Genomic DNA, 15,464 nt, shown 5'->3' with positions numbered 1-15,464 from the left:
CGAATGGTCATCATTGAGCATGGCAGATAAATCGATCAATCGACGCAAGTTCCTGTACGGCACGGGCGCAGTAGGTATCACCGGGCTCGCCGGCTGCAGCGGCGACGGCGGAGACGGGTCCGACGGCGACGATGGGTCCGACGGCGACGACGGGTCCGACGGCGACGACGGGTCCGACGGCGACGACGGCGGCAGCGAGGACCTCTCGCTGCGCGTCGGGACGTCCGCCGGCGGGACCCAGGACGTCGGCCTCGCCGTCGAGCGCGCGGTGAGCCAAGAGAGCGACACCCTGAGTTACTCGACGATCGAGAGCCCGGGATACATCGGCACGATCCGCCGGATGGCGAACAACCAGTTCAACGCCGGCATCACCGACAACAACTCGCTGGCGAAGGCGATCGACGACAGCGGGGCGTTCGAAGACGAGCCCGTCGACCGCATTCCGCAGTACGGGTTCTACGCGTTCCCGTACAGCATTTATATTATCGCGCGCGACGACACCGACATCGAGACCTTCGACGACCTCGCCGGCGCGAACGTCTACCCCGCTGAGCCGGGGTACTCGACGCGCGCGACGACCCTCGACGTCTGGTCGCAGGAGCCGACGGCGGACGTGTACGAGGAGATGAACATCCAGAACATGGGTGTCGACTCCGCGCCCGGCGCGATGGAGGAGGGCAACATCGACGCCTCCATCGCGTACGGCACGCCCGGCGTGCGGTACACCGGGTTCGTCCAAGAGATCGCCTCCCGGATCGACGTCCACTACGTCGAACCGACCGACGCGCTGCGCGAGTCGGCCGAGATGTATCCGGGCGCCGGGTTCGGCACCACGAGCTACGACGACTGGCCCATCGCGGACACCGACATCGGCACCGACGAGATGTTCCACTGGAACCTCGAGGTGAACTACACGTTCAACCCCGAGGCGAACCCGGACGCCGTCTACGAGCTGTGTCGCGTCGTCGACGAGCACAACGACGTCGTCAACGAGGGCGAAGCGCAGTTCAACGACTTCGGGTCCACCGAGGACATGCTCGGCTCGGCCCGCGAGAACATCCCGGTTCACCGCGGCGCGGTGCAGTACTACCAGGACAACGACGCCTGGGACGACAGCCTGACCGAAGGCGAGGGCGCCTGATCGCCCGGTAACCGGGCGTTCCTCCCCGCTCCCGGGGCGTACCGATCAGTAATTTAAAATCACGGACTACGTAACCGACAACCCAGACGCCAACCATGACACTCCCAACCACGCCCGGCCCGACGAACAGCCACGCTGACGAACGCTGGCACCAATGAGCACGGAAACGGCCTCGACTGAACCCGAGTCCGGACTGCTTCGCGGGCTCAACGTCACGGTCACGGCGGCGGCGCTGCTGTTCTGGGCCGGCGTCCTCTACTGGGCCCATACGCAGGCGATCTCGCAGGTACAGTTCGCCACCGCGTTCGTGGGCGGCATCATGACCGTGTACGCGCTCAACGAGACCCGACTCGCGATCGGCGACGGCGACTGGATCGACGGCGCCGTGCTGATCGCGGCGTCGCTGTCGCTGATGACCGCGTCGGCGTTCTTCGCGATCAACTTCGAGGACGTGTACCTCCAGCGGCAGGGGTACGCGCTCGAACACGAGTACATGCTCGCGCGGCTCGTGGTTATCTCGCTGATGTACCTCACGTGGCGCGAGTTCGGCAACGTGTTCCTCGGGCTCATCTTCGCCGTGTTCGGGTACGCGATGTACGGCAACCTCGTCCCGGGCGTGCTGGGGCACGCGGGAATGAACGAGGCGACGCTGCTCCAGGCGACTGTGACCGACCTCTACGGGTTCTACGGGAGCCTCACGCAGATCACGGCGTCGTGGATCGCGCCGTTCCTGCTGTACGCCGGCCTCCTGTTCGCGTACGGCGCGTTCGACCTCATCTTGCGGGTCGCCATCGTCGCCGCGAAGTACATCGAGTCGGGAATCGCCCAGACCGCCGTGCTCTCCTCCGCCGTCATCGGCTCTATCAACGGCTCGTACACCGCCAACGCGGCGATGACGGGGTCGTTCACCATCCCGACGATGCAGGAGGCCGGGATGCAGGGTCACCGGGCGGCGGGCATCGAGGCGGTCGCCTCCACCTCCGGGCAGGTGCTCCCGCCCGTGATGGGCGCGTCCGCGTTCGTGATGGCGTCGTACCTCGGCGTCCCGTACCTCAGCATCGTCGTCGCCGGCCTCGTGCCGGCCGCGATCCTGGTCGTGTCCATCTCCATCGCAGTCCACTACCTCGCCATCTCCGACGCGAGCAGTCAGGACATGGAGTTCTCCGAGTTCTTCGACGACGAGCTCTCGACGGAGAAGAAAGTGTTCGAGGCGCTCCGCTTCGGCGTCCCGTTCGCGCTGCTCATCTACCTGCTCGGGGTCGTCCAGTACACGGTGATGACGTCCGCGCTGTACACGGTGGTCGCGATGATGATCACGGGAACGCTCATGCCGCCGCTCCAGCGGATCGTCGACAGCAGCGGCGTGGGGCCGGGCGGAGAGCTCGTCACGCAGGTGAAAAACACCGTCTACGGGATCCGCCGCGGCGCCATCATCCTGGCGCCGATCGCGATCATCCTGGTCGTCATCAGCGGCGTCGTGAACCTCTTCAGCACGACCGGTATCCCGGCGAAGATCGCGCTGCTGCTCATCAACATCTCGGGCGGCGTGCTGCTGTTCGCGGTGCTGCTCGGGATGGCGGTCGCCATCCTGATGGGCGTCGGGATGCCGACGGTCGCCGCGTACGTCATCGTGGCCATCCTCATCGTGCCGACCTTCGTCTCCGACTTCGGCGTCGAGCCCATCACGGCCCACTACACGATGTTCTACGCGGCCATCCTCGCGGGGATCACGCCGCCGGTGGCGACCGCGGCGGTGATCGCGGCGGGGATCGCGGAGGCGAACTTCTGGCGGACCTGCGGCGCCGCGATCCGGATCGCCGCGCCGCTTTTCGTCCTTCCGGTCGCGTTCGTCTACAACCCCGGCCTGGTCTCGATGGACCCCGGCGTCAACACACTGTACGTCGGGCTGCTCGTGCTGTTCGGTGCGGTGGCGATCATCTACGGGCTGAACTACCCGTTCAAGATGCGCGCCGGGCGGAAGGTCGGCACGCGGGCCCTGCTCGCGACGCTCGGCGTCCTCATCATGGTGTATCCGAGCAACGTCGCGAAGATCGCCGGGATCGCCGCCTTCGCCGCCGTCTTCGTGGCCGAGAAGGTGATGATCCGCGGGCTCTCGCTGCCGTTCGGTAGGGGGGCGAGCCAATGAGCGCCGACGACTCCCCCGAGGCGGTCGCAGAGGAGTCCATGCAGCAGGCCGGCGGCCTCGGCGAGATCATTCCCGAACCGCTGATGCCGGCGTGGAGGCAGGTCGAGAAGGTCCAGGCGTTCCGCCGGACGCACGGCGAGACGTACGTCGGGGCCCTGGAGCTGCTCACCGCGCTCGCGCTCACCGCCGGCTACGTCTGGTGGCTGCTCATCTTCCTCGAACTGCTGTGAGGGCGGGAGCGACGTAGCCGCCGTCGGCTTTGTTACCCTATTCGAACCACTCCGCGGCGCGTTCGACGTCCTGCGGGATATGGTAGTCGCGCTCGCACACGTCGTCGAGATACGAGCGCAGCTCGGGCGCGAACTCGTGGTGCGCGCAGCGCTCGACGATCAGCTCGGCGCGCTCGACCGGCGACAGCCCCCGCACGTCGGCGACGCCCTGTTCGGTGACGAAGACGTCGACGTCGTGTTCGGTGTGATCCACGTGGAACACCTGCGGGACGACCCGCGAGACGGCGCCGTCGTTCAGCGTCGAGGGGAGCGCACACACCGTGATGAGCGAGTTCCGGTTGAAGTCGGCCGAGCCGCCGATCCCGTTTATCATCCGCTCGCCGCGGACGTGCGTGGAGTTGACGTTGCCGTAGACGTCGAACTCGATGGCGCTGTTCACGCCGATCACGCCGAACTGGTCGATGAGCCCCGGGTGGTTGGAGACGTCGGCCGGCCGGAGCACCACGTCCTCGGCGTAGCGCTCGACGTCGTCGAACAGGCGCTCCTGTCCCTCGTCGGTGAGCGCGAGCGACGTGGCGCTCGCGGCTTCCAACCCGCCGGCGTCGAGCATGTCGAAGAGGCCGTCCTGGATGAGCTCGCCGAAGTAGGACACCTCGCGGTCGCCGAAGTCGAGCGCCTGCAGCTCGCCCATCAGGGCGTTCCCGAGCGAGCCGACGCCGAACTGCAGGTGGACCGCGTCGTCGAAGACGGGAGAGCGCGCCAGCTCCCCGCGGAGGAACGAACCGAGGTTGGCGGCGATCGCGAGGTCGTCGTCGGTCGGGTCGCGGAACGTGTACGTCGAATCGGGGACCTCCGTCTCGACGACGCCGGCGAGCTTCTCGGGGTCGAACCCGACGTGTGCGGTTCCGATCCGCTCGCCGGGCGAAGAGAGCGGGATGGGCCCGCGGTCCGGCGGCGCGTTCGGCCGGTACACGTCGTGGAGCGCCTGCAGTTCGAGCGGCTGGTGACGGTTGAGTTCGACGTACAGCTCGTCGGCGGCCTCGACGAAGGCGGGGGCCTGCCCAAGCGACGTTGAGGGGATAAACCAGTCCTCGCCGACCGCGACCGCCTCGACGACGGCGACGTCGGGCTCGACGAGCCCGCCGTACTGGACCTCGTCGCCGATCGAGGAGGCGTTGCGGTCGCTGAAGGCGATCTCGCGGGCGTCGGTCTTCTCGCGGGCGACCCGCGAGGACTGGTAGGAGAAGCGGCGCTCGACCTGCCCGGAGCCGACGAGTTCGACGTCGATCTCGTCGCCGACCTTCCCGCTGGCGACCAGCGTGAGCGACAGGTCGCGGGGTGAGGACGCCAGCGCGAGCGGGATCGCCTTGGGGTAGCCGACGCTGCCGAAGCCGCTGGTGAGCACCGTCGCGTCGGGCTCGATCGCGGCGGCCGCCGCCTCCGCGTCGACGATCGGCACGTCGCCGTGGAGCCGGGTCTCGACCGGCCGACGCGCTGGGACGCGGTTCATCGGGTCCCTCGACCCGACCGGGAGACGCGCTCGCGAGGGGCGGTGCGACCGTCGGTGGCGGCTCGGACGCGGCCGCCGGGAGTCGGCGATGTCATGGTCGAAACGGGGACGCGCCGCGCCGGAGCGTGGACTCCGTCGGCGTCGTCCCGCGAGTGGTGGGCGCAACGTCGGACGGCCGGGACTTAAATCGTGAGATCCGGCGGGGGGTCGAGCGGAGGGGGCGCGCGGAGCCGCCGGCGGGGCGGCAAACGCGGAGCCGCCGGCGGAGGTGGCGAACGTGGAGCCGCCGGCCGAATCCGGCCGAGGCGGCGTTCCGGCGGCGCTACAGGTCGTACTGGTCGCGGACCAGCCCGTTGAGGCCGCGCTCTTCCAGAACGTCGAGCGGCGCGAGCATGTCGAGCTGGACGACGCCCGGGAGCCGGCCGATCTGGACGCCGCCGGTGAACGTACAGCGCGCGCGGACCTCGCCCTCGCTCATGTCCAGGAGCGTCGTCGCGCGGTCGAAGGCGTTCTGCGTGGCGTCGTTGACGGTGGCGCCGGAGCCGACCACCTGAATCGGCGCCGTCTCGGTCTCCGTCTCGACGCCGTGTTCGGCGCCGAGCGCGCGGCCCGCCTCGCGCTCCGCGTCGGTGTACGGCGCGCTGATGAAGGGGAGGTCCTCCTCGTTCGGGAGCAGCACGGGGCCGTCGAGCTCGAGCCCCTCGATCACCTCAATGTCCATGGTGACGGTGCCGCTCACGTCGGTGGTGTGGAGGGAGAGCTCGCCGTCCCCCTGGTTCGCGTGGAGGTCGCCGACGTAGATTCCGGCGCCGTCGACGGCGACGGGGCAGATCAGCGTGGCGCCCGCCCGGACCTCCGGGATGTCCATGTGGCCGTCGGTGCGCTTCTCCAAGTCCGCCTCGGTCTCGATCCCGTAGTCGTGGTCGGCGCCGATGAGGCTCTGCCCGAAGTCCCCCGCGTTGTGCGAGTCGGGCATCGTCACCGACGGCGTCGTCCCGATGTTGCCGACGAACGGCCGGAGGCGACCGAGCGTGCCGGGCATCCCGTCGGGCTCGTACAGGAGGATCGGGTGTTGCCGGGAGTTCTCGGGGATGTCCATCACCTCGTCGGCGTCGGTCGCGAGCGCGTGGGCGCCGTCTTTGTCGAGCGTGACGCCGACCGCGTTCTCGTGGTCGAACGCGACGGTGTAGCCGTACTCGAAGCCGAACGAGGAGGCGTTGGCGCCGCACTCGGCACAGCGGATCGCGTCCTCGCCGGTCCCCTCGACGTAGGAGTCGGGCCACGTCGTCCCGCACTCCGGACAGCGGTGGTCGACGAACGGGTCGTCGCGGAACGCCTCCTCGCGCTCGGCCATCGACCCCGTGCTCGTCGCCATGCTCGTCACCTCCACGTCGCGGATGCGGATCGCGACGGCGTCGCCGACCTCGGCGCCCTCGACGCGGATCGGTCGCGTCACCTCGTGACCGCCCCGGAACGAGGGGGTGACCATCGGCCCCCAGCAGCCCGGCGGCGTGTACGTCTTCACCGTGCCGCCGTCGGCGACGGTCCCGGCCCACTCCTGGTCCGGACCGACCAGCCCGAGCGTGTACTGATCGACGTACAGCTCCTCTTTCACGTCCTGCTGTGACATAACACACCACGGTACGTGACACGCCGGAATAACGCTACTGTTCGCGGAACCGACAGGGGGGATAATCAGTGAGAGGTGATTAACTAACAGAAAAATTTGTTTGGCTAGAATAATACTTAAACTGTCATATAGGTGCTGACCGGTTCATCCAGAACAGTTCCACGTTCTGAAGGGCTAAGACCCATTAATTCGACGCAAAAGACGTTCCGTATCCCGACGGCGGCGGATCAGAGTCAAGATGTCGTACAGCGAGCGCATAACGGCTGATTTGGTCCGTCTAACCGAGATTAAGATCCTCTCTCGGACGCCGACAGGTTCTCTAGAAAGTGAGTTTATATATGATTCGTATAATACCTGTACTTCTGATATACTGGCTTCCGGAACCGACTCTCTCGAACCGACTACGCCGCGCGGTCGGCGGCGCCGTCGACCAGCTCCTCGGCGACGGTCGCGGCGTCCATCAGGGCCGGGTCGATCGCCAGGTCGGAGACGCCGGCGACGAACGCCGGCAGCGACCGCTCGGCGTACGTCACGGCGAGGACGCTCGGGTTCAGCTCCTTGGCGATCGGGATCCCGGTCGCCTCCTCGACGTCGGTGAGGACGAAGTAGGCCGCGTCGGCGATTCCGGCGTCGGCGAGCGCGTCGGCGGTGACGAGCCCCTCTATCCGACGGATCTCGACGCCGAACGCGGCGAGCTCCTCGCCGAGACCGTGCTCGTCGGGGCCGGCGACGACGGCGACGTCGCCCTCGGCGCGACCGCCGTCGGGGCGGGCGGGGGTCCCCGCCATCACTCGTACTCGATCGTCGCGGGCGGCTTGTGGGTCACGTCGTAGACGACGCGGGCGACGTTGTCGTTCTGGCCGGTGATCCGGCTCTGGATCCGCTGGAGCGTGCTCCAATCGAGCTCCTGCGCCCGGGCGGTCATCCCGTCACGGCTCTCGACCGAGCGCACCGCGACGACCCAGCCGTGCACGCGGTTGTCGCCCTTTACCCCCGTCGCCTTCCCGAGGACGGCGGCGAACGCCTGCCACGGGTCGTACTCCTCCAGCTCCTCCTCGACGACGTAGGTCGCCTCGCGGGCGACCGCGGCCTTCTCCGGGGTCACCTCGCCGACGATCCGGACGGCGAGCCCCGGGCCGGGGAACGGCATGCGCTCGGAGATGATCTCCTCTAACCCGAGCTCGCGAGCGACCTCGCGGACCTCGTCCTTGTACAGGTCCCGTACCGGCTCGACGATCCCCTCGAAGTCGACGGCCTCGGGGAGCCCGCCGACGTTGTGGTGCGACTTGATGTTCCCCTCGGACTCGATGCGGTCGGGGTAGATCGTCCCCTGCACCAGGTAGTCCGCGTCGACGTCGCGGGCGACGGTCTCGAACTCGTCGATGAACCCCTCGCCGATGACGTGGCGCTTCTCCTCCGGGTCGGTGACGCCCGCCAGCCGGTCGAAGAAGCGCTCCTGCGCCTCGATCACCCGCAGCGACTCCATGAACGAGAACGTCTCGCGGATCTCGTCCGTCTCGCCCTTCCGCATCAGCCCGGTGTCCACGTAGACGGGCGTGAGCTGGTCGCCGACCGCCTCGTACGCGAGCGTCGCCGCGACCGAGGAGTCGACCCCGCCGGAGAGGGCGATCACGGCGTTCGCGTCGCCGATCGCCTCCCGGATCTCCGCTATCGCCTCGTCGATGAATGCCTCCGTCTCGACCATCTATAGCCTCACGTCCGCGTTGCGCTCGGTTGTGTCCGTCGATCCCAGCGCCGCCTGCACGAGGGCGACGAACGGCGGGCTCGCGCGGTCCGGGCGCGACCGGAACTCGGGGTGCGCCTGCGTCCCGAAGAAGAACGGGTGGTCCGCGCGCTCTAGGATCTCCATGCGGTTGTCGGCGCGGCCGGAGAACGTCAGCCCGTCGGCCTCCAGCTCGTCGATGAACTCGGGGTTCACCTCGTAGCGGTGGCGGTGGCGCTCAGTGCAGGAGTCGGCGCCGTACACCGACGCGGCGAGCGTGCCGGGCTGGATGTCGGTCTCGTGGGCGCCGAGCCGCATCGTCCCGCCCATGTCTTCCGTCTCGTACTGGTCGGGAAGCAGGTCGATGACGGGGTACGGGGTGTCCGGATCGATCTCCGCGGAGTGGGCGCCCGCCAGCCCGAGCACGTTGCGCGCGTGCTCGACGACCGCCATCTGGAAGCCTAAGCAGAGCCCGAGGAAGGGGACGTCGTTCTCGCGGGCGTACCGGACCGCCTCGATCTTCCCGTCCGTGCCGCGGGAGCCGAAGCCGCCGGGGACGACGACCGCGTCGGCCGACGCGAGGCGCTCCTCGTGGAGGTCCCGCGTCTCGTCGGCGTCGACCCAGAGCACGTTCACTTCGGTCTCGGTCTGGATCCCGGCGTGTTTCAGGGCCTCGTGGATCGACATGTACGCGTCTTCGAGGGCGTACTTTCCGACGAGGGCGACGTCGACCTCGCGGTCGCGCTCGCGGGTGACTAACTCGCGCCACTCGGTCGAGCGCTTCGCCTTCGGGAGCGCCTCGTCGGCGAGCCCGAGCCGGTCCATCACGTACTCGTCTAACCCCTCGTCTTCCACCATCAGCGGGACGTGGTAGATGTCCTCGACGTCGGGATTCGAGAAGACGGCGTCCGTCGAGACGTCGCAGAACAGGGCGATCTTCTCTTTCGTCTCCGGGTCGAGCCGGTTCTCGGAGCGCCCGACCAGGACGTCCGGCTGGAGCCCGATCGACCGAAGCTCCTTCACCGAGTGCTGGGTCGGCTTCGTCTTCTGCTCGCCGTTCTTCGAGTAGGGGACGAGCGTGACGTGGGTGAAGAGGATGTCCTCGTCGTCCTCCTCGTGGGCGAACTGCCGGAGCGCCTCCAGGAAGGGCATCGACTCGATGTCGCCGACCGTGCCGCCGATCTCGACGAGACAGACGTCCGACCCCTCGGCGGCCTCGCGGATGCGCCGCTTGATGTCGTCGGTGACGTGCGGGATGATCTGGACGGTCTTGCCGAGGTAGTCGCCGGCGCGCTCGCGCTCGATGACGTGCTGGTACGTCTTCCCCGTGGTGACGTTGTGGTCGAACGTCATGTCGGTGCCGAGGAAGCGCTCGTAGTTGCCCAAGTCGAGGTCGACCTCCCCGCCGTCCTTGAGCACGTACACCTCGCCGTGCTCGTACGGGTTCATCGTCCCGGCGTCGACGTTGAGATAGGGGTCCACCTTCACCGCGGTGACGTCGAAGCCCGCGTTCGCGAGGAGTCGCCCGGTGCTGGCGGCGGTGATCCCCTTCCCCAGCCCGGACATGACGCCGCCGGTGACGAACACGAACTTCCGACCCAGCGACGGGTCGTACCCTGTGTCAGGATCCGTTGGCATATCGACCGTCCGTCAGGGGCCGGCAAAACCGTTTCGGACCCTCCGGTTCGAGTGGACATTCGTGACGTACTCGCGTCGCGCGTCGAGGGACGTCGTCTCCTGATACCGGCGCCTCACTCCGGCGCGGCGAGCTTGTAGCACATCCCGGCGTCGTCCGAGTTCTCCGGGGCGCGCTCGGCGTAGTAGATCGCGTCGTCGGTGACGAGCGGCGCGCTGGTCACGTCCCCCTTCCCCTCGACGGTCCACGCGACCGAGCCGTCCGCGCGGTCGAGCGCGTAGAGGTTCGCGTCGTACGACCCCGCCAGGACGTGCTCGTTCGTCGCCGTCACGCTCCCCGTCACCCAGCCGTTCACCGGCGTCGACCACTCCTCCTCGCCGGTCGCGAGGTCGATCGCGTAGACGTTGCCGTCGTGGCTCCCGACGTAGGCCGTCCCGTCGTGGACCGCGGGGGCGCACATGACCATATCGTCGGTTTCGAACTCCCAGAGGCCGGTGCCGTCCGCGACGTCGACGGCGGTGACCGTCTCGGCCCACGAGGGGACCACCGCGATCCCCCGGCTGACCGCGATCGGCGCCTTCACGTCGCCGCCGGTGTCGTACGTCCACGCGCGCTCGCGGTCGGAGAACGACCACGCGTAGACGTGACCGTCGTTGGAACCGAACAGGAAGCGGTCGCGCTCCAGGTCGACGGCGACCGTCGAGTGCGGGTGGTCGGTCGGCCGGTCGTCGCGCCAGTCCACGTCGCCGCTCTCGGCGTTCATGACGACCACGGTCCCGCTCGGCGTCGCGTACTCGACGGCGACGTACAGCTTCCCCTCGTGGTATGTCGGGCTGGCGGCGGCCGCGTCGCCGACGTCGGTCTGCCACTCGATCTCGCCGTCCGCGACGGACACCGCGGAGACGACGCCGTCGTAGGTCCCCACGTACGCCGTGCCGTCCGCGATCGCGGGGGTGCCGTGGCTCCCGCGGTCGTCGTCGGAGAGGGAGGTCGACCAGTTCGTCGTCCCGTCGGTCGCGAGCGACTGGATCCGGCCCGTGTCGTCGGCGACGAGGATCTCGCCCGACGGCGTCAGCATCGGGCTTCCCTTCGAGGCCGTGTGGTCGCCGCGGTTCGCCGGCACGGCCCACCGCACCTCGACGGTCTCCGGGATCGTCGCGTCGACGTGGCCGTGGTTGCGGAGCCCCTGCCGGAACTGCGAGGCGAGCCCGTCTGGCGACTGCGGCCGGTCGTCGAGGTCCAGCGGGAGGTCGGCACCCTCGAAGTCGGATTCTCCGTCGTCGTCGCCCATTAGGTCGCCGCCGAGCGAGCTACATCCCGCGAGTCCCGCGACGCCGGCGGCGCCGGCGACGCGGAGCCAATCGCGACGCGTCCGTTCGGTCATGGGGCCCGATTCGCGGGTGAGAATAAAAAGCCACGGCGGTCGAGGTCGCGGGCGGCGCGGTGGTCGAGCGATGCCTCGGTGGTCGAGCGATGCCTCGGTCGTCGAGCGCTGCCGCGGCGGTCGGACGGCGGCCCGAAGCCGATCCCGCAGCGAAAAACACTCGTGGCCGGCGGCCGCATCGAACGCCCGCCATGAACTGGTCCCCGATCCCTCCCGCGGTCGCCGCGGTCGTCGCGGTCGTCGTCTCCGTCACGCGTCGCCTCCCGCCGCTCCTCGTCGGGACGTCGATACCGGCCCCGCCGGCGGAGCGCGTCGCGCTGTACACGCTCGGCGGGCGGTTCGTCTCGTTCGTCCTGGTCTACGGCCTCCTGTTCGGCGTCGCCGTCGCGGTCGGTCGGCGTCGCGGGTCGACCGACGGGGACGGAGCGACGGTGCTGGCGACCGGTCTCGTCGCCGCGGTCGCGTACCTCGTCGCGAGCGCGGCGCTGCTCCTCGTCCTCGACACGGGGGCGGTCCTCGCGAACGCGGTCGCCGGCCTCGGGAGCGGCGTCGGCCTCGGCGTTCAGCTGGCCGTCGTCGCCTTCGCCGGGCTCGCGCTGGCGGAACGGCTGTAATCGACGCGGATTGTAGTCGGTGGATCGGCGATGAGCGTCTCCGAAGCCCCAGCCGCTCGTTTATAAACGGTTATTGCTGAGCCGGCAGCGAACGCCCACAAAGCCCCAGCCGCGAGGCGGGCGCACGCTCGCTGTGCTCCTCGGTCGCTCGTTTCACTCGCTCTCTGCGGTGCTTACGTCGTCATCAGAACGCTTTGTGTTCTGATTGGCTCACGAGAGCTCTGCTCCCGTGAACGCCTGCGCCCGCCTCGCGACTGCCCCTTTGAGCCCCGCCCAACCGCGCCGCGACCGCAACCTCAGGCCTCCCCAGCCTCGTCGCTCACTTCGTTCGCGACTCCCTCGCACGCGCACCTCGTGGCCGCCGATGGCGGCCACTCGGAGGCGCGCGCCGACCGCAGTTGTTTATATATTCAGCCGTCGCTCGCCGACGTTGAGGAATTTTGCGAGGGAAGAGCGCTCCTTGAGCGCCTTCCGCATCACGGGGGTGGACCCCGACGATGCGAGGGGAGGGATTTGAACCACGGTCGCGCCGGAGGCGCTCCCTGATTCAAATCCTCCCCCCTGTGCATTCGCGCGTTGTGGACGCGCTCATGCGAGGGGAGGGATTTGAACCCACGGACCTCTACAGGAGCGGATCTTGAGTCCGCCGCCGTTTCCGGGCTTGGCTACCCTCGCACGCAGTCGAAACGAGGCCCTCGCGGAGATTTAAACCACCGGTTTTTCCGCGCCGGTGACTGCCCGCGGGACCGGACGCCGCGCGTGACGCCTCACGTCGTGGCGACGTCGGCCCACACGAGGCGGTGGTCCGAGGCGGCTTCCACGTCGTCCGCGAGTCCGCGCTTGTTCGCGTCCGAACTCGGCCAGACGACCGAGGACGAACGCAGCGAGAGGTCCGGCGAGGGGAGGACCCAGTCGACGTGGGCGATGCCGGAGCTGAACTCCGCCGTCGCGTACTGATTCCCCTTCTGCGCGCCGCCGGGGCTGGTGGGGAGGCTGCGGCTGTCGAAGTCGTCGTTCTCGACGAAGAACTCCGTCGCCGGATCGAGCGGCTCGTCACCGGGCCCGGCGTTCATGTCGCCGAGCAGGACGTAGGAGGCGTCGTCGTCGAGGCCGCCGTGCGTTCCGGAGTCGTCGTAGATGTACTCCGCGCCGGCGACGTAGTCGGCCCAGAACCGGTTCTCGTCGTGGTTCCAGCGCCCGTTGAAGTTGTTGACCCCGTCGAATCCGGTCGGTGTCGGATGCGAGAACAGCCCGTGGACGGTCTCGCCGTCGACGTCGAACGGCACGTCGATGTGCGTCTTCGAGGAGAGCCGGAAGACGTCCAGATCTCCCTCCTCTTTGGTCAGGTAGATCGCGGTCTCGTCTTCCCCCGGATCGGTCACGACCCCCTCCTCGCCTGCGACCGGGATCAGGTTATCGGGCATGTCCGCCCACAGGAACTCCTGAAACGACCGTATCGCGTCCTCTTCGAAGGGGTACTTGCTCGCGATTCCGAACGCGAACTGGCCGGGATAGAACCCGAACCCGAAGGCGTCGTCGGGGCGCTCACCCGCCTCACCGTCCTTGTTGAAGTCGTAGTCATCCTCCGGGAGGAGCCCGGTGTTGCTCTCGGGCTGGAGCGTGTACTCGTACTCGATCCCGTCCAGGTTCTTCTCCTGCGGGACGCTGAGGTAGTTGTCGACGAACGCCTCGATGTTGGTCCGGTCCGTAGGGACGCCGTCGTCGACCGTCGCCTCCTGAACGTTGTTCGCGAGCTCGTTGACGACGAGCACGTCCGGGTCGACCTCCTGTACCACGCGAGCGGCGGCCTCCGCCTGCCCGTCGCCCGGCTCCTGCACTTGGTCCGTCTCGAAGTTCTCGACGTTGAACGCGGCGTACCGCGGGGTTGGCGCGTTACCTCGCCCCTGCCCCGCGACCGTGCCGACGATACCGGGCACCGTCGCCGCCGCGCCGATCGACTTCAGTACGCTCCGCCGTGAGGTGTTATCCCGCATGCGACCAGTCGTTTTAGTTATCCGATATTAAATTTTTAAATATTTCTCAGGTGACTGATGGGCATTTAATTGACGCCGAGCCCGTACCCCCTAGCTCACAGCGCGATCATCGCGACGCCGACGACGGCGAGGAGGGCGGCGACGAGGCGGACGCGGAAGTAGCGCTCGCCGAGGACGACCCCGCCGAGCACGACGGCGACGATCGCCTGCGTGTTGATCACCGGCGAGGCGACGCTCGCGGGGAGCGAGGCGAACGCGACGGTGGTCAGGTGCTCGCCGAGCGCGACGATCGCGCCGGCCGCGAGGAACTTCGGCGCGTCGCGCCGGGTCACGGCGGGCGGGTTCCGCACCGCGGCGGGCAGCAGCACGAGCCCCGCGCCGGCGAGGAGCAGCGGCACCCACAGCGTCCCGGGGATCGCGAGCTCCTGTAACGCCACGCGCTTCCCGAGGTCGGCGACGGCGTAGCACGCCGCGCTCACTAAGGCGAGCTGTGCGGGCCGGGAGCGAACGGCCCCGACCAGCGGAGCGAGCAGGCTCCCGGGCTCGTAGTTCGCGACGTACACCGCCGCGGTGGCGACGACGACCCCGGCGACCTGTACCGGCGCGAGCACCTCGCCGAGCAGCAGCACCTCCAGCGGGAGCACGAACATCGGGACCACCTTGTTGATCGGGGTCACGTAGGAGACGTCGCCGCCCTCGATCGCCCGGAGGAAGAGCACGAACGCGGCCGCGGTGGCCGTCGCGGTCACGGCGACGACGGCGACGGCCGCGGGGTCGACCGCCGCGAGCGCCCCGAGGAGTCCGGCGAGCGCGCCGCTCGGGTCGCCGACGGGATCCGCTCCGGCGAGACCCGTCCCGTCGAGGGAGGCCGTCGCGACCGTCACCGGCAGGAACCACGCGATCGCCGCCGCGTTGATGAGCACCGTGAGCCCGGCGGGCGGGTACCCCGAGAAGGATCGCTTCAACACGAAAATGTAGCTCCCCCAGACGACCGCGGCCCCGAGAGCGAAGGGGAGCCCGAGGTCCATTGACCGGTCCGACGCCGGCCGCCGAAAAGAACCGTTCGATCCCGACGACAGAGCGCGGTCGCTTACGCGGGCGCCTCGTCCGCGTCGCCGTCCGTGACGACCTCGTCGTCGGCCGCGGGCGCCTCGTCCGCGGGGACGCGTTCGCTCGCGACCTCCATGGCGTACCCGGCGATCCCGGCCGCTGCGGCGCCGATACCGATGGCGCGGATCTGTCTAAGATACGCCGGCTTCGCTTCGAGTTCGTCCGCGTTCTCGAAGTTCTTCCCGATCATCTTCCGGGTAAGCGACACGCTGAGCCCCGGGGCGACCGCGGTGAGGAGCCCTTGGCCGATCACGAGCAACGATCCGAACTTGCGTTTCGACCCGTCGTCGACCTTGCCACACGGCATCTCGTCGCTGTCGAGCATACTCTCGTGTAGGCTTCCGAG

The 15,464-nt window shown here is 68.6% G+C and carries 13 protein-coding genes and 1 tRNA gene; 4 read left to right on the top strand and 10 right to left on the bottom strand.

From position 1 onward, the window contains the following. The first annotated feature begins 19 nt into the window (after nt 1–19). The 3 genes from R6U01_RS13125 to R6U01_RS13115 all read left to right on the top strand — a co-directional run bounded on the left by R6U01_RS13125 (nt 20) and on the right by R6U01_RS13115 (nt 3,517). Nucleotides 20–1,141, top strand: coding sequence for a TAXI family TRAP transporter solute-binding subunit (locus tag R6U01_RS13125; RefSeq protein WP_410286907.1), 1,122 nt, complete (start codon nt 20–22; stop codon nt 1,139–1,141). A gap of 154 nt (nt 1,142–1,295) precedes the next feature. After that, nucleotides 1,296–3,287, top strand: a complete 1,992-nt coding sequence (locus R6U01_RS13120; protein WP_410286906.1) for a TRAP transporter permease — start codon at nt 1,296–1,298, stop codon at nt 3,285–3,287. After that, nucleotides 3,284–3,517, top strand: a complete 234-nt coding sequence (locus tag R6U01_RS13115; RefSeq protein ID WP_410286905.1) for a hypothetical protein — start codon at nt 3,284–3,286, stop codon at nt 3,515–3,517. The genes R6U01_RS13120 and R6U01_RS13115 overlap by 4 nt, the downstream gene beginning before the upstream one ends. 37 nt (nt 3,518–3,554) lie before the next feature. Here R6U01_RS13115 and R6U01_RS13110 read toward each other — a convergent pair whose 3' ends face one another. From R6U01_RS13110 to R6U01_RS13085, 6 genes are all read right to left on the bottom strand, one after another. Next, nucleotides 3,555–5,027, bottom strand: a complete 1,473-nt coding sequence (locus R6U01_RS13110) for an acetyl-CoA hydrolase/transferase C-terminal domain-containing protein (RefSeq protein ID WP_410286904.1) — start codon at nt 5,025–5,027, stop codon at nt 3,555–3,557. A 322-nt stretch (nt 5,028–5,349) separates the two neighbouring features. Beyond that, nucleotides 5,350–6,657, bottom strand: coding sequence for an acetamidase/formamidase family protein (locus R6U01_RS13105; RefSeq protein WP_410286903.1), 1,308 nt, complete (start codon nt 6,655–6,657; stop codon nt 5,350–5,352). Nucleotides 6,658–7,058: 401 nt separating this feature from the next. Continuing rightward, the gene (locus R6U01_RS13100) at nt 7,059–7,445 is read right to left on the bottom strand and encodes a CTP synthetase (RefSeq protein WP_410286902.1); all 387 of its coding nucleotides are present in this window, start codon (nt 7,443–7,445) and stop codon (nt 7,059–7,061) included. Beyond that, nucleotides 7,445–8,362, bottom strand: coding sequence for a glutamine-hydrolyzing GMP synthase (gene guaA / locus R6U01_RS13095; protein ID WP_410286901.1), 918 nt, complete (start codon nt 8,360–8,362; stop codon nt 7,445–7,447). Before guaA ends, R6U01_RS13100 begins: the two co-directional genes overlap by 1 nt. After that, entirely contained in the window at nt 8,363–10,018 is a 1,656-nt protein-coding gene (locus R6U01_RS13090) for a CTP synthase (RefSeq protein WP_410286900.1), read from the bottom strand. It abuts the gene before it with no gap. A gap of 113 nt (nt 10,019–10,131) precedes the next feature. Further along, nucleotides 10,132–11,400, bottom strand: a complete 1,269-nt coding sequence (locus R6U01_RS13085) for a PQQ-binding-like beta-propeller repeat protein (protein ID WP_410286899.1) — start codon at nt 11,398–11,400, stop codon at nt 10,132–10,134. 191 nt (nt 11,401–11,591) lie between these two features. Between R6U01_RS13085 and R6U01_RS13080 the strand changes: the two genes are divergently transcribed. Next, the gene (locus R6U01_RS13080; RefSeq protein WP_410286898.1) at nt 11,592–12,014 is read left to right on the top strand and encodes a hypothetical protein; all 423 of its coding nucleotides are present in this window, start codon (nt 11,592–11,594) and stop codon (nt 12,012–12,014) included. A gap of 591 nt (nt 12,015–12,605) precedes the next feature. On the opposite strand, the gene R6U01_RS13075 is transcribed toward R6U01_RS13080, so the two are convergent. The 4 genes from R6U01_RS13075 to R6U01_RS13060 form a co-directional block, all read right to left on the bottom strand. Next, a tRNA-Leu gene (locus R6U01_RS13075) sits at nt 12,606–12,689 on the bottom strand. Nucleotides 12,690–12,781: 92 nt separating this feature from the next. Next, nucleotides 12,782–14,008 carry an endonuclease/exonuclease/phosphatase family protein gene (locus tag R6U01_RS13070; protein ID WP_410286897.1) on the bottom strand — a complete coding sequence of 409 codons (1,227 nt, stop codon included), beginning with the start codon at nt 14,006–14,008 and terminating at the stop codon, nt 12,782–12,784. Nucleotides 14,009–14,103: 95 nt separating this feature from the next. After that, complete coding sequence (locus tag R6U01_RS13065; protein WP_410286896.1) at nt 14,104–15,036, bottom strand: EamA family transporter; 933 nt, start codon at nt 15,034–15,036, stop codon at nt 14,104–14,106. Nucleotides 15,037–15,098: 62 nt separating this feature from the next. Continuing rightward, nucleotides 15,099–15,443, bottom strand: coding sequence for a hypothetical protein (locus R6U01_RS13060; RefSeq protein ID WP_410286895.1), 345 nt, complete (start codon nt 15,441–15,443; stop codon nt 15,099–15,101). Between the last annotated feature and the right edge of the window lie 21 nt (nt 15,444–15,464).

The organism is Halorubrum sp., from assembly GCF_046498025.1.
GTDB lineage: Archaea > Halobacteriota > Halobacteria > Halobacteriales > Haloferacaceae > Halorubrum.
The sequence above is the reverse complement of the archived record's forward strand: the minus strand, read 5'-3'. Positions and strand labels throughout refer to the sequence as shown.

Excerpts from the sequence above, each read along its gene's own strand:
- R6U01_RS13125 (WP_410286907.1), top strand. The coding sequence starts at position 20 with ATGGCAGATAAATCGATCAATCGACGCAAGTTCCTGTACGGCACGGGC.
- R6U01_RS13120 (WP_410286906.1), top strand. The coding sequence starts at position 1,296 with ATGAGCACGGAAACGGCCTCGACTGAACCCGAGTCCGGACTGCTTCGC.
- R6U01_RS13115 (WP_410286905.1), top strand. The coding sequence starts at position 3,284 with ATGAGCGCCGACGACTCCCCCGAGGCGGTCGCAGAGGAGTCCATGCAG.
- R6U01_RS13110 (WP_410286904.1), bottom strand. The coding sequence starts at position 5,027 with ATGAACCGCGTCCCAGCGCGTCGGCCGGTCGAGACCCGGCTCCACGGC.
- R6U01_RS13105 (WP_410286903.1), bottom strand. The coding sequence starts at position 6,657 with ATGTCACAGCAGGACGTGAAAGAGGAGCTGTACGTCGATCAGTACACG.
- R6U01_RS13100 (WP_410286902.1), bottom strand. The coding sequence starts at position 7,445 with ATGGCGGGGACCCCCGCCCGCCCCGACGGCGGTCGCGCCGAGGGCGAC.
- guaA (WP_410286901.1), bottom strand. The coding sequence starts at position 8,362 with ATGGTCGAGACGGAGGCATTCATCGACGAGGCGATAGCGGAGATCCGG.
- R6U01_RS13090 (WP_410286900.1), bottom strand. The coding sequence starts at position 10,018 with ATGCCAACGGATCCTGACACAGGGTACGACCCGTCGCTGGGTCGGAAG.
- R6U01_RS13085 (WP_410286899.1), bottom strand. The coding sequence starts at position 11,400 with ATGACCGAACGGACGCGTCGCGATTGGCTCCGCGTCGCCGGCGCCGCC.
- R6U01_RS13080 (WP_410286898.1), top strand. The coding sequence starts at position 11,592 with ATGAACTGGTCCCCGATCCCTCCCGCGGTCGCCGCGGTCGTCGCGGTC.
- R6U01_RS13070 (WP_410286897.1), bottom strand. The coding sequence starts at position 14,008 with ATGCGGGATAACACCTCACGGCGGAGCGTACTGAAGTCGATCGGCGCG.
- R6U01_RS13065 (WP_410286896.1), bottom strand. The coding sequence starts at position 15,036 with ATGGACCTCGGGCTCCCCTTCGCTCTCGGGGCCGCGGTCGTCTGGGGG.
- R6U01_RS13060 (WP_410286895.1), bottom strand. The coding sequence starts at position 15,443 with ATGCTCGACAGCGACGAGATGCCGTGTGGCAAGGTCGACGACGGGTCG.